Annotated in this window: 15 protein-coding genes, 1 tRNA gene and 1 pseudogene; 11 read left to right on the top strand and 6 right to left on the bottom strand. The window is 36.9% G+C overall.

The features are described from left to right. Window positions 1-22: 22 nt before the first annotated feature. From PL_RS02350 to PL_RS02325, 6 genes are all read left to right on the top strand, one after another. Window positions 23-151: a hypothetical protein gene (locus PL_RS02350; protein ID WP_262496932.1), complete on the top strand. Its 129-nt coding sequence runs from the start codon at window positions 23-25 to the stop codon at window positions 149-151. A gap of 236 nt (window positions 152-387) precedes the next feature. Continuing rightward, window positions 388-2,265: a sensor histidine kinase gene (locus PL_RS02345; protein WP_160292082.1), complete on the top strand. Its 1,878-nt coding sequence runs from the start codon at window positions 388-390 to the stop codon at window positions 2,263-2,265. 106 nt (window positions 2,266-2,371) lie between these two features. Beyond that, window positions 2,372-3,310 (top strand): sensor histidine kinase, encoded by a 939-nt coding sequence (locus PL_RS02340; RefSeq protein ID WP_041880246.1) that lies wholly within the window; start codon window positions 2,372-2,374, stop codon window positions 3,308-3,310. A gap of 75 nt (window positions 3,311-3,385) precedes the next feature. Continuing rightward, a complete protein-coding gene (locus tag PL_RS02335; protein ID WP_041880248.1) occupies window positions 3,386-3,742 on the top strand; it encodes a YciI family protein in 357 nt (118 codons plus the stop codon). A 6-nt stretch (window positions 3,743-3,748) separates the two neighbouring features. Next, window positions 3,749-5,038, top strand: a complete 1,290-nt coding sequence (locus PL_RS02330; RefSeq protein ID WP_235324477.1) for an RNA polymerase sigma factor — start codon at window positions 3,749-3,751, stop codon at window positions 5,036-5,038. Between the two features lie 26 nt (window positions 5,039-5,064). Then, on the top strand, window positions 5,065-5,487 hold the full coding sequence (locus tag PL_RS02325; protein ID WP_041880250.1) for a YciI family protein: 423 nt from the start codon (window positions 5,065-5,067) through the stop codon (window positions 5,485-5,487). Here PL_RS02325 and PL_RS02320 read toward each other — a convergent pair whose 3' ends face one another. The 3 genes and pseudogenes from PL_RS02320 to PL_RS02310 form a co-directional block, all read right to left on the bottom strand. Continuing rightward, window positions 5,488-5,964, bottom strand: a complete 477-nt coding sequence (locus PL_RS02320; RefSeq protein WP_041880252.1) for a YciI family protein — start codon at window positions 5,962-5,964, stop codon at window positions 5,488-5,490. A 43-nt stretch (window positions 5,965-6,007) separates the two neighbouring features. Next, window positions 6,008-6,184: a PQQ-binding-like beta-propeller repeat protein gene (locus PL_RS02315; protein WP_323755015.1), complete on the bottom strand. Its 177-nt coding sequence runs from the start codon at window positions 6,182-6,184 to the stop codon at window positions 6,008-6,010. Between the two features lie 66 nt (window positions 6,185-6,250). Beyond that, window positions 6,251-6,394, bottom strand: a pseudogene (locus PL_RS02310) (PQQ-binding-like beta-propeller repeat protein); the annotation flags it as partial. A 156-nt stretch (window positions 6,395-6,550) separates the two neighbouring features. Here PL_RS02310 and PL_RS02305 point away from each other — a divergent pair. Both PL_RS02305 and PL_RS02300 read left to right on the top strand, forming a co-directional pair. Continuing rightward, window positions 6,551-7,891 (top strand): TIGR00341 family protein, encoded by a 1,341-nt coding sequence (locus PL_RS02305; RefSeq protein WP_235324478.1) that lies wholly within the window; start codon window positions 6,551-6,553, stop codon window positions 7,889-7,891. Between the two features lie 10 nt (window positions 7,892-7,901). Next, entirely contained in the window at window positions 7,902-8,450 is a 549-nt protein-coding gene (locus PL_RS02300) for a MepB family protein (protein ID WP_041880255.1), read from the top strand. A 79-nt stretch (window positions 8,451-8,529) separates the two neighbouring features. Here the strand turns inward: PL_RS02300 and PL_RS02295 are convergent, their stop codons facing one another. Further along, the gene (locus tag PL_RS02295; protein ID WP_041880258.1) at window positions 8,530-9,120 is read right to left on the bottom strand and encodes an LURP-one-related/scramblase family protein; all 591 of its coding nucleotides are present in this window, start codon (window positions 9,118-9,120) and stop codon (window positions 8,530-8,532) included. A gap of 165 nt (window positions 9,121-9,285) precedes the next feature. Here PL_RS02295 and PL_RS02290 point away from each other — a divergent pair, with 165 nt between their 5' ends. Together PL_RS02290 and PL_RS02285 are read left to right on the top strand one after the other, a co-directional pair. Then, window positions 9,286-9,654 (top strand): YccF domain-containing protein, encoded by a 369-nt coding sequence (locus PL_RS02290; protein WP_041880260.1) that lies wholly within the window; start codon window positions 9,286-9,288, stop codon window positions 9,652-9,654. Between the two features lie 154 nt (window positions 9,655-9,808). Further along, window positions 9,809-9,882, top strand: a tRNA-Arg gene (locus tag PL_RS02285). A 118-nt stretch (window positions 9,883-10,000) separates the two neighbouring features. On the opposite strand, the gene PL_RS02280 is transcribed toward PL_RS02285, so the two are convergent. Further along, a complete protein-coding gene (locus PL_RS02280) occupies window positions 10,001-10,693 on the bottom strand; it encodes an alpha/beta fold hydrolase (protein WP_041880262.1) in 693 nt (230 codons plus the stop codon). Window positions 10,694-10,931: 238 nt separating this feature from the next. On the opposite strand from PL_RS02280, the gene PL_RS02275 reads away from it, so the two are divergent. Further along, a complete protein-coding gene (locus PL_RS02275) occupies window positions 10,932-11,384 on the top strand; it encodes a hypothetical protein (protein WP_041880264.1) in 453 nt (150 codons plus the stop codon). A gap of 53 nt (window positions 11,385-11,437) precedes the next feature. On the opposite strand, the gene PL_RS02270 is transcribed toward PL_RS02275, so the two are convergent. After that, complete coding sequence (locus PL_RS02270) at window positions 11,438-12,448, bottom strand: helix-turn-helix domain-containing protein (RefSeq protein WP_052496156.1); 1,011 nt, start codon at window positions 12,446-12,448, stop codon at window positions 11,438-11,440. Window positions 12,449-12,450 lie beyond the last annotated feature (2 nt).

The raw sequence follows: 12,450 nt of genomic DNA, 5'->3' as shown, positions 1-12,450 counted from the left end.
CTGACATAGTGCAGCTCTACTCATGCAAAACGGATTAATGACTGAAATGGGTATGGCATTTATTGTACTGACTAAAAAGACCGGTACCCGGGTAGGGTCGGCAGATACACAAAATGAGGTCATACCACCAGATTTTGCAAAAACTGTTTGATCAGCACTAGACTGCATTTAAAAACTTCCATTCATAATTATATTGGAGTCAATACACAAGATTAAAAAGCTGAAACAAGCGATAAAAGAATTATGCAAACGTTTGAACTGTCCAATAAAAACATTAAAGCAAATCATTAATATCACGATACCAAAACGTTAAATTTAAACATGGCCGGATATTTGTTAATCCCGTTGAACAATGGGTTTTTAATTGAGCAATCCGCTGTATATCTTATGTCTAAATGTTTCGTTTCTATTTGTTTTCTTACCGTTTTATTACTGAATTCCAACCATCTTTTTTCCCAGACAAGTGAAATTAACCAACTAGAATCAAGTCTGGGCTCCATTAAAGATAGTATTAAATATGTAGATGTGCTGAACCGGATAGCCATGCTATCACATATGAATTACCGGGATTCCTGCCAGTATTATGCTGCTAAAGCCAAAGCAATAGCTATCAGACATGATTATAGTAAAGGCATAGCAGACGCTTCAAACTGTGAAGGGATTTATAATGTTGCTGTTAATAATTATCTTTCTGCAAAGTACTTTAATGATGCATTACGCCTATACAGATCAATCAATGATCAGGAAAATGTCTGCCAGGTGCTGATGAATATCGGTTTGATGATGAATGTGGATAAGGAGGAGAAAGAAGCCATTAAATATATTTACCTGGCTTATGAAAAAAGTAAGACGCTGGAACACGATTCTATTCGTTCATTACTGATTACCAATCTGATGTACATAGATCAGCATCTTAGTGAGTCCAGACGTGAGCAGTTATTTAAAGAAGGAAAAGCAATTGCAGAAAAATACCACGATCAAAGAGTCCTTTTATCTTATGAACAGTTGAGTGGCATAAAGCTTTATAATTCCGGAGAAAAACAACGTGGAATAGCGATACAAGTGAGAGGCCTGGCTAAAGCAGATAGTTTAGGACTTCAAAATACAAAGGTTTTGTTTTATATGGGGCTGGGAGATACTTTTCTGGATTTAGAAAACCCGGAAAGAGGCATTGACTTTTATAAAAAAGGACTGGAAAGCTCAAGAAAATATAGTTATCCGGATCTTTATATCCAGTTTGCAGAAAGGTTATATGATTATTACAAAACGCAGAACCAGATGGATAAAGCCTATTATTATATGGGGCTTTTATTAGCTAAGCGGGATATGATCAGTAAAGCGACCAATAAATCGGGATATAATTATATGAACTTCGCGTTGAATGAAAATGAAAACGAAGAGCTTAAAATTAAGGAGAACTCAAATCTTAAATTAATTTCCTTATTAGGTTGTCTGTTTGCACTGAGTATTGCGCTCTTGTTTTTATTTTATCGCTCATTAAAGGTTAAAAAGCTATATGGAGAAGTGCAGCGTGAACTGCACGAAACTGCTTTAAAGCAAAATACTGAGTTACAGCAAACCAATCATTTTAATACCATGCTGATTTCTGTAATTGCCCATGATATCAGACAACCATTCAATAATATAGTTATGCTTTCCAGCATTTTCAATACAGATATTGATTTGCTGACCGAACATGAAAAAATGGATGTGATGGCAGAACTCAGTGAAACATCTCAAAAAAGTCTTTCATTTATGGATGGTTTGCTGGAGTGGATTAAGTCTCAGAAAAATGGATTCAAATATCAGCCTTCAAAAATAATCCTGAATGATCTGATTCCGGAAGCCAATGCTTTCTTTAAAATAGCCCAGGCAAAAAAAGGTTTAAAAATGGTCTTGGCTATACCAGAACAAACCGAAATATTGGTTCACCGGCAAATGTTGCTCTTCATTATTAGAAATATTCTGAACAATGCAACCAAATATTCCCCTGTAAATGGCGTGATAACGATTTCTACACATTTAGAAGATCAGAAAACTGTGATTGCGATTAAAGATCAGGGACCTGGTATGAGCCAGGAGAAACTGGATAAATTGTTTAAGGCAAATTCTACTGACTGGGAAAATACGAAAGATAAGGGAGCTGGTCTGGCATTGAATATATCTTATGAAATGGCATTAATGATGGGCGTGAAAATCTGGGCAACAAGCACCATCGGCGAAGGAACTACATTCTATCTTTCAAGAATTACACAGGATTTATAATATCTTGGTGACGTTGAGTTTTTAGAACATTTATGTAGCGCGTGTTTGTTGAAATATTGTTAGCTTAACCTAACCTATTTTAAATCGTGTATCCATTTTTTGTTTTATGAATAAATACCTTATCCGTTCCTGTTTAGCCGCTATTTTACTGTTTGCCAGCAGCAGCTGTTTTTCCATGACCAGCCAGATTCATCCGCTTGAAGCCGGTCTTCGTTCAATTAAAGATCATACTATTTATATATTGTTCGTTCTAACCATAGCTCTTTTATTCTTTATTTATCGTTCACTGAGAATAAAAAAAAAGTATGGGGAGGTACAATATAAACTTCATGAAAACGCACTAAAGCAAAATGCAGAATTACAGCAAACCAATCATTTCAATCTGATGCTGATTTCTGTAATTGCCCATGATATCAGACAACCTTTCAGTAACATTGTTATGCTTTCCAGTGTTTTTAATACTGATGTTGACCTGTTAACTGAGCAGGAGAAATTTGATGTAATGAGTGAGCTGAATGAGACTTCTCAAAATAGTCTGTCTTTTATGGATGGATTACTGGAGTGGATTAAATCTCAGAATAGTGAGTTTCAATACAAAGGGTCAGACCTGGTCCTTCAGGATCTGATTTTTGAAGCGAATTCTTTCTTTAAAATAGCACAGGCAAAAAAGAGTATCTCGATTATATTTGATATACCTGCCCGGACAAAAGTATTTGCACATAAACAGATGCTGCTTTTTATTATCCGTAATATTCTGAACAATGCAACTAAATTTTCTCCACAGCATGGGGTGATTCATATTTCCTCTTATCTGACAGCTCAGGAAATAGTGATTGTAATTAAAGATCAGGGGCCAGGTATGAGTCAGGAGAAAGTTGACCGGCTGTTTAAGGTTGATTCCGGAGACCTGGAAAACACAAAAAACAGAGGAGCTGGTCTGGCACTGAGTATATCATATGAGATGTCATTGATGATGGGAATAAAAATCTGGGTAAGTAGTAAAAAGGGCGAAGGAAGTGTGTTTTATATTTCATTAAAGAAATAATTTTTAAGCTGATGTCCAATTCCGGCAAATCCACTTGTTATGGAGATATAAATCAACAATTTAATTTTAAACAAGATGAAAGAATTCGTTTTAATTTTCAGACATGAAGATGGTAGTAAAATAGCTTCACCTGAGCAAATGCAAATCTGGATGAAACAAACGATGGATTGGCTGGGTGGCATAGCTGCTCAAAACAAACTGGTCAACCAGGGGAATGGCTTATCATTTGAGGACAGCAGGGTAGTAGGACACCAGGGAGTTGTGACCAATGGACCTTTTGGTGATATTAAGGAAACCATTGGCGGATATGTAATTGTGAAGGCTGACTCTGTCGATGAAGCTGTTGAGTTCGCTAAAAACTGCCCGGTACTACAGGGAGAAGGAAATACAGTAGAGGTAAGAAAGATTGCCAGAGCAGATGGGTTTCATTAATTAATAATGGCTCCTGTACATTCCCAGGAGCCATTATCAGCATATCATGCCATGAAAGAACAAGAGTTGATACCCCATTTGTTCAGATCTGAATTCCGGAAAATAACTGCTGTACTCAGTAAAATTTTTGGTATTGCTCATCTGGAAATCGCAGAGGATATAGCCAGTGAAACCTTTTTATTAGCAGCAGAGAGCTGGCCGTTTAAAGGTATTCCTGAAAATCCGGTAGGATGGCTTTATAAAGTAGCAAAAAATAAAGCCAGAAATTACCTGACCCGTCAGCAGCTCTTTACGGATAAAGTTGCTATCCAAATCGGAAACTCTGTCAATGAAGTTAATGAAGAACTGGAAACCGAATGGTCAGACCAGCATATCAATGACAGCCAGCTGCAAATGTTATTTGCTATCTGTCATCCGGCAATTTCAGCAGAAGCACAGATTGGTCTGGCTCTTCGTATTTTATGTGGATTTGGGATTGATGAAATAGCCAATGCATTTCTGACAGCTAAAGAAACTATCAATAAACGTCTTTTCCGGGCAAAAGAGAAATTGCGCACAGAAAAAGTAAAGATTGAATTTCCTGCCGGAGCAGAGATCAACAGACGTTTAACTACTGTCCTGACAACATTATACTTACTCTTTAACGAAGGTTATTATTCAGAAAGTCAGGATGCTATTTTACGTGAAGATTTTTGCCTGGAAGCTATGCGACTGACTTATATGCTTATAGCAAATGAGCAAACCAATCTACCTGCAGTCAATGCACTGCTTGCTTTAATGTGTTTTCACTCCTCAAGATTTGAAGCCAGAAAAGACAGTAACGGAGCCATAATTTTATATCAGGATCAGAATGAGGAACTCTGGAACGACGAACTGATTAGTAAAGGGGTATATTTTCTGAATCAGGCCTCCAGGGGAAATGAAATCACAAAATATCATTTAGAAGCCGGTATTGCCTATTGGCAAACGATTAAAACCGAAACTCAGGAGAAATGGGAAAATGTACTGCATTTCTATAATCAGTTACTGATTATAGAATACTCTCCGGCCGCTGCACTTAACAGAGCTTATGTAATCTCAAAAGTCAATGGTAATGAAGCAGGGATTACTGCTACAGAAAAACTTAATTTAACTGATAATCATTATTATTATATGCTGCTAGGGGAGTTGTATAAAGATATCAATATACAAAGAGCAAAAGATAATTTCAACAAAGCATTTTCACTGGCTAAAACAGAAACAGAAAAAAAGATTATCCAGATACAATCTTCCAGGCTTGAATTGGATATAGAATAGAATTTATATATTTATTAAAAATTATCATGACTAAATTCCTTTTAACTACGGCAGCCTGTCTGCTTTCTCTGTCTATTTTTGCTCAGGATCAGACACAACCTAAAAAACAAATTCAATATCTGCTGATTATCAGATCTAAGGTTGATGCCAAACCTGCTCAGGATAAGATCCAGACCAACATCAAACATTGGCAGGAATATATGGGTACTCTTGCAAAAGAAGGAAAAATTGCAGGTGGTTACCGACCGGGTACAGAAGGCACAACATGGAGCGGAACCGAAAAAACTATTTCCAATGGAGCTTATACAGCCAATAATGAAGTTGTCAGTTCAATTTTAATTATCAATGCAGCTGACGATAAAGAAATCCGGGAGATTGCAGCAAAATGCCCGGTATTTGAACTTCAGGGCAGTGTAGAAATCAGACCAATTCAAAATACAGCCAGATAATCAGTGGCTATGTTTTTCTATTTTACTATGGATTTTCAGGGTTTCTTTCAACGCTGCAGATCCATACCAGACAAACAGATCAACATCCATTAATTTACTTTGAATAACCGGATCTGAATCCACCAGTTTTCTGGCTTCTTCAACAGTCGGCACATCCAGAATGAAAATACCACGGTAATGTTTGTCATTTTTACCAAAAGGGCCAGCTACAACAAGTTTACCTTCGGCTGCTAACCTGGTGATATTAGCCATATGCCCTTTAAAAATACTATCCTGTTTTGTTTTGGGATAATTAGTCTCAGTCCCAGTCTTCAAAATAGCCATGACATAGGTTTTCATGCCATATTCATCAGCATTCAGTTCCTTAGCCAGTTTGGCATCATAGTTTTTATTCGTTTTATCTGTATCCTGGGCGGCAGAAATAGTATAAAAACCTGTTAAACAAAGGATAAGGAGCAGTAATTTAAGATTCTTCATGGGCATGATAATAAACAGTATAAATTTAAATATTAATCACTGATCATTTGATATTATTTTTTACTGCATAGAAATACCCGTTGGAATCACCAAAATACAATGTATTCTGCTCACTAACCGGGCTGGAAAGTATTGCACCTAAAGCAAGTATTTGCTTTTCTGCAGCCAGATAATCTTTATCATAAACATCATTTCTGAATTTATCCTGGTTATCAAACAAAGCTGAATAAGTATTTTTACTCTCCGCTGTCTGGAAAGTATCTTTTACCAGTCCGGTTTCAGGATCAACAAAATAGATCTTGCCATTAAAACTACCAAATACAAGCTGATTATCCATGATAAGAGCAGTACCATAAACACGCATATTTAAGGGCAAGGCCCACTTCAGTTTTCCGGTAACTTTATTCAGCGCATACAGGCAATGATCTGCACTGCCAAAATAGCTAAGTTAGTTAAACTGTATAAATCTGATGCAACAAATATATTGATACAGGAAAATAATTTATCAGACAAGGGTATCCTGCCGGGTTTCAGGCGTCTATATGCAGCAAATTACTTATATTGGGGTTTATCTAATAAATTTACCTTGGCAGAACCTACAAAAAACCAGCAGAATAAATTGTTCCGGATTATTAAACTTTCTATACATAAGAGGTTTAATCTTCACCTGGATAAGGCCGATGAAGATGATGTAGTTCTCTCTATCAAAAAGAATTCTGACTTTGTTGGTGCTAATCTCTGGACGTTAATCTTTGCTATTTTCATTGCGTCAATTGGGCTGAATGTAAATTCAACCGCAGTAATTATCGGAGCCATGCTGATCTCTCCATTAATGGGGCCTATTATGGGTATAGGACTTGGTATAGGGACCAATGATTTTGAACTGGTTAAAAAAGGACTGAGGAATCTGCTGATCGCAACACTGATCAGTATAGTAGCTTCTACTATTTATTTCTATATCACGCCTCTGCATGATGCACAGAGTGAACTGCTGGCCAGAACCACACCATCCATATGGGATGTTTTTATTGCGTTCTTTGGAGGACTGGCGGGTATAGTTGCCGGAACAAGAAAGGAAAAAAGTAACGTAATCCCCGGTGTAGCCATTGCCACAGCATTGATGCCTCCTTTATGTACAGCAGGTTTTGGTCTTGCTTCAGGTAATTTCTACTTTTTTATCGGAGCTATCTATTTGTATTTTATCAATAGTGTATTTATCTGTATCAGTACCTTTCTGATTGTCCGCTTCTTAAAATTCAAGAAGAAACATTTTGAGGATAAGAATTATGAAAAAAAGGTTTCCCGTTATATTCTGATCACTGTAGTTATTGCAGTAGTACCCAGTATTTATCTGGCTTACGGAATCGTTGACAAAAGTATTTTTGAGAACAATGCACAGAAATTTGTAAATGAGCAATTTCAGTTTAAAAACACCCAGGTTGTCAATAAAAATTTCAAATACAGTACTAAAGGAAATGAGATTGATCTTTTGCTGATCGGTTATGAGCTTCCTAAAAAAGCTATAGACTCTATCACTAATCAGCTGCTTAGATATAAATTAAAAAACACTAAACTACAGATCCGTCAGGGGCTTAATGCCAAACAGGAAATAGATTTTTCACAGATCAAAGCCAGTATTCTGGAAGATGTGTTTAAAAAAGATTCTGTCACCCAAAACAGAAGTATATCTCCGCTGGATAAACCCATACCAGATATAGGTCAGGAGCTAAAGGCTTTATATCCGGATATGAAAACCTATGCGATATCAAACGTTGTTATACATCAGCTAAACGCACCATCTAATGATACATTAACCATGATGATTGCCAGTTTTAATAAGAAAACAAGCGCGTCAGAGCAGGGGAGACTGCGACAATGGTTAAAGAGCAGATTACAGGCAGATTCTGTTCAGGTTATCATTAAATAATCAATTAAACATGTTATTATCAGATACAAATATCCAGGGAAGTTCCGTGGTCTTTCCTGAAGAACTGCAGGAATTGCAGCTGAGACTTTATAAACCTGGTGGGTTTAGTTATTCTAAACCTGTGGCAGAAGCAGAAAGCGCAGATTATGCAGCTTATTCCTTTGAGCTTAACTGTTTATCTGTGAGATACAGGACCGCTAAAATTACACCTACTAAAACCGGGCAGTTTGTAACCTTATGGAAGAGGATAGGAAACGGACCGATTCAACCTTTTGACAGTGCTGATGATATTGATTTATTTGTGATCAGTACGCGTGATGGAAACAGGTTTGGACACTTTGTATTCCCAAAGACCCTGTTAGTACAAAAAGGGATAATTTCTACAGATTTAAAAGAGGGGAAACGTGCGGTCAGAGTCTATCCGCCATGGGATATTACCACCAGTAAACAGGCACAGAAAACTCAGCAATGGCAAATCGCCTGTTTTTTTGAGTTAAAGAAAGAGGAGACCATAGATATTGCAAAAATAAAATCACTATATGGCTTTGCAGAACTGTGATAACTCTGCATAATATGCTGTACAAAAAAGAGGTTCTGTTTATATTTAAACAGAACCTCTTTTTTGTACAGCATATAAACTATTTCTGGTTTTTCAGAACCATATCAATAGTAATTGCTGCTGACAGAATCGCAACTTTATGCTTGTTTTCGGTATATTCAGGGTTAATATGTACGTTGTACTTATCCGCATTGGTAAAGATCTCTCTCATAGCGCCACCCCATTTTTTACTGATAGTACCTATTTCAATCTCATTGCTATCTTTGATATTAAAAGACCAGGCTTTCCAGTCTCCTTTGATTTCAGCAATCAGATTCTCTGAAGTATCCAGGATTCTGAAAGTAGGTTTAAACAATTTAAACTTTTGTTTAATAGAAGCAAGTGCATTTCCATCAGCATCACTTACTACGATTTTAGACATAAAAAATGTCCAGCCTCTTGAAATTACTGCCTGTACTTCATCATCATTGTTTACAATTTCCAGTTTAAAGGGTAAAGCCGGTTTACCAATTAAAAGGGTCAGTACTTTCTGACCAAAGGACAGGTTCTGTTTAACTGCTCCAATGTTTTCACCGGTTTCATTAAAAATATTGTATACGTTCGCGAATTTGAAAAAGCGTACTTTTTCATCAATAAAATAATCGTGTCCGTTAAAGAAATTCTTCGTCATAAATATATCGTATTATAATCTACAGCTAATTTCTATTAAAAAATCGGAAATTTACAGTGCTTGAGTATTATTTATTCTAATTGAAGAGAATTTACTCATTTTTAAACTGATGTTTTGTAACTATTTCGGTAATTCACTATCTTAATTACAAAAAAACTACATAAAATGAACTTACTGGGCAATATCTTATGGATTATCTTTGGCGGATTAATTATCTTTTTTGAATATATAATTGGCGGCTTAATCCTTTGTCTGACTATCGTGGGAATTCCTTTCGGATTACAGTGTTTCAAATTTGCTTTTGTAGGTTTGGCACCTTTTGGCGTAAAAATTACTGATACTTCATCGAATACCGGTTGTCTGTCAACAATCATGAACATAATCTGGTTGTTATTTGGAGGAATCTGGGTTGCACTTACACATTTATTCTTTGGTATACTTTTATGCCTTACCATTGTAGGTATACCATTCGGAAGACAACATTTCAAATTAATGAATCTTGCATTCTCACCTTTTGGAAAATCGATAAGCTAGGAGGCAGCAGCATTGCTACAGGAATTTATCATTTAATCCACCAAAAATTATCCTGTCTGATTGCAAAGCAGTTAGAGTTTTTTCTTTAAAAAAGTGTCAGCGGGATTTGGTACTACTAATTTTTTCTTCTATCATTGCGACCCTTAACAGGAATGCATCCATAGCTCAGCTGGATAGAGCAACGGTTTTCTAAACCGTAGGTCATAGGTTCGAATCCTATTGGGTGTACAAGATTTATTTCTTAATTAAAGGTGACGTTGCTCCAGACGTTGCCTTTTTTTGTTTTAAATAAAAAGATCCGCGCTTAAAAAACGCGGATCTTTTTTATTAATGAAATTCTATTTGATTAAACCTGTCCGGCTGCTTCTAAAATTAAAGCAGTTACTTCTTCCGGATGAGAAGCCAGTGAAGCATGACCAGCATCCAGATGTACTATTTTCTTCGCATTAATATGCTCAGCCATTTCTTTCTCTGTTGCTGGTGGAATCATATTATCACGATCTGAAACCTGATACCAGCTCGGTTTGGTTTTCCAGGCTGGCGTACCAGTCTGATCAGAAAATCCATTTCCATGTATTGGTTTTTGTGATAAGGCCATTACCAATGCTTCTTCAGCATCCAGATCTTCACAGAAAGAGTCATGAAACTCATCATATTTAATCCATAAAAATCCTTTTGGATCAGGATAAATACTTGCGCCTCCTTTAGGTGGTTCTCTTCTTGCAAAGATACTACCCAGGCTATCACCCTGGTCAGGAGCAAAGGCAGCTATATATACCAGACCCGCCACTTTATCGTGGTTACCAGCACCAGTAATTACTGCACCCCCGTAAGAGTGTCCAACCAGTAAAACTTTTCCTTCCTGTGCGTCTATTAAATCTTTGGTTTTATTGATATCATCAGCTAAAGAAGTTAATGGATTCTGAACTGCTCTTACTTTATATCCTTCTTTGGTTAATGCGGGGATAACATGTCTCCAGTGTGATCCGTCACCCCATGCTCCATGCACAAGGATAATCGTTAAATCTTTGTTTGCCATTTTGTTTGTTTTTATTGTTGATCTATAGGTTAAACTGGTAAGAGCATAAACAAACAACAGTAGTACCGGCAGAATTGTTTACCTGATCAATTAAATTATTGAGATTAATCATTTGGTCTTATTCTGATACTTTAATGTCTGATCTGACCATTCCCTGATCTCCACAAGCTATACTTTTGTATCGTTAAATCAATTACAAAATTGTAAGCAATCGTAAATTAATTAAAACACACAAAAGATGAAAACCAATTTCTTAGTAGCACTATTAGCAGTAGCATCAACATTTGCAGCTTGTAAAAAAGACAATAATAATGGTCCCCAACCAGAAGACACTAAACTTCCTTCAGGACAATACCGGTTAATTGAATCCGTTCAGTATGATCAGTCGGGGAAAGATTCAGCATCAGTCAAATTTCCTGTAAGCAACCTGAGTCTTACATTCGATCAGGATAAAAAAACTGCAGCCGTTACCGGTAAACCAGAAGGTGTTCAGGTAACGGGCACTTACAACGTTAACCCTGCTAATGCCCTGACAGACGCAGTGATTAAAACGACTAAAATTGCAGCATCACCCAATGATCTGCTGGTTGTTGGTCTGTTAGAAAAAGGTGAAACCTTTGAAGCCAAAGGAGGTACAGTTACTTTAATGGCTAAAGATAAAGGCCGTTTGGTATTTAGTATGCAAAAATAAACCCAAACACACTTTAAAACTACCTGAAGCAATTCAAGCTACAGGTAGTTTTTTTAAGATTCGCTTTTAACCAGGATACTACCCGGAGACATGCCGAAAGTTCTCTTATAAAGCCTGGTGAAATAACCCGGGTTACTATAGCCCAGTTCATAGGCAATATCATTTACATGCCTGAAATTGCCGCTTTGCAGCAGCTGCTGACCGAGAAGCAGTTTCTCACTGGAGAAAAAATTACCGGGGCTATCCTTTAGAATCTTCTTAAAAAGGAATTTATACTTTGTCCCAGACATTCCAGCCATGTCAGCCATTACAGATAAACCAGGAAACTCGGCCAGAAGATTATCCAGCATATATTCTGACGTTTTCAGAATGCTATCAATATCCTGCTGAGACAGCTTATTGATAATTGGCTCAAAGCGCGCAGTACGCTCCACTACATAATTTAAAAGATATAGAGCAATATGTTTCAGTTTTAATTCGAAAGAAGAGCTCAGAAAATGATGCGCTGTCTTGAGTTCATTCAGTAAAACTTTACTTCTGCTATCAATGTGACTATAAAAGAATAAGGTGTTCTTAGACTCATCAAATAATAAATCAGTGACCTCAGCTGTTCTGTTTGTTGCTGCGAGTGATTTATAATAAGTTTTATCAACCAGTAACCTTAAGCTATAAGTCCGCTCACCTACAGGAGGAATAATAATACCTTTTGTGCTGCAATCCATAAAACCCATACCTAATTTGGAATGATATCCCGCCTGGTGTACTGTATCACCCAGAATGTGAGTGGTTATTTCATCCCCGATATCATAATAAATCATGTAGTAATTAAGCGCTTTAGGGAGTCTGGTAATCGTAACAGGCACATGGAAAGTCATATCCAGCAGATGTACGGATAAGCCAGGTAAAACCTCTAAAAATATCGACCCGCCAGAAGCAATATCTTCAGGAATAATTAAAAGCTTATGATCAATCAGTTCGGCTCCCAGGCTTTTGACCAGCTGATCCTGCCATTCGGGGGTTAGCGTATAGTAATAGTTTAGCGTCCTGATATTTTTGTCAGTCATTC

The sequence above is a fragment of the Pedobacter lusitanus genome, assembly GCF_040026395.1.
Taxonomy (GTDB): domain Bacteria; phylum Bacteroidota; class Bacteroidia; order Sphingobacteriales; family Sphingobacteriaceae; genus Pedobacter; species Pedobacter lusitanus.
Note: the sequence above shows the minus strand (reverse complement) of the source record. Positions and strands in the feature narration are given on the sequence as shown.

Excerpts from the sequence above, each read along its gene's own strand:
- PL_RS02275 (WP_041880264.1), top strand. The coding sequence starts at position 10,932 with ATGAAAACCAATTTCTTAGTAGCACTATTAGCAGTAGCATCAACATTT.
- PL_RS02280 (WP_041880262.1), bottom strand. The coding sequence starts at position 10,693 with ATGGCAAACAAAGATTTAACGATTATCCTTGTGCATGGAGCATGGGGT.
- PL_RS02270 (WP_052496156.1), bottom strand. The coding sequence starts at position 12,448 with ATGACTGACAAAAATATCAGGACGCTAAACTATTACTATACGCTAACC.
- PL_RS02340 (WP_041880246.1), top strand. The coding sequence starts at position 2,372 with ATGAATAAATACCTTATCCGTTCCTGTTTAGCCGCTATTTTACTGTTT.
- PL_RS02345 (WP_160292082.1), top strand. The coding sequence starts at position 388 with ATGTCTAAATGTTTCGTTTCTATTTGTTTTCTTACCGTTTTATTACTG.
- PL_RS02350 (WP_262496932.1), top strand. The coding sequence starts at position 23 with ATGCAAAACGGATTAATGACTGAAATGGGTATGGCATTTATTGTACTG.
- PL_RS02290 (WP_041880260.1), top strand. The coding sequence starts at position 9,286 with ATGAACTTACTGGGCAATATCTTATGGATTATCTTTGGCGGATTAATT.
- PL_RS02325 (WP_041880250.1), top strand. The coding sequence starts at position 5,065 with ATGACTAAATTCCTTTTAACTACGGCAGCCTGTCTGCTTTCTCTGTCT.
- PL_RS02295 (WP_041880258.1), bottom strand. The coding sequence starts at position 9,120 with ATGACGAAGAATTTCTTTAACGGACACGATTATTTTATTGATGAAAAA.
- PL_RS02300 (WP_041880255.1), top strand. The coding sequence starts at position 7,902 with ATGTTATTATCAGATACAAATATCCAGGGAAGTTCCGTGGTCTTTCCT.
- PL_RS02335 (WP_041880248.1), top strand. The coding sequence starts at position 3,386 with ATGAAAGAATTCGTTTTAATTTTCAGACATGAAGATGGTAGTAAAATA.
- PL_RS02320 (WP_041880252.1), bottom strand. The coding sequence starts at position 5,964 with ATGAAGAATCTTAAATTACTGCTCCTTATCCTTTGTTTAACAGGTTTT.
- PL_RS02330 (WP_235324477.1), top strand. The coding sequence starts at position 3,749 with ATGGCTCCTGTACATTCCCAGGAGCCATTATCAGCATATCATGCCATG.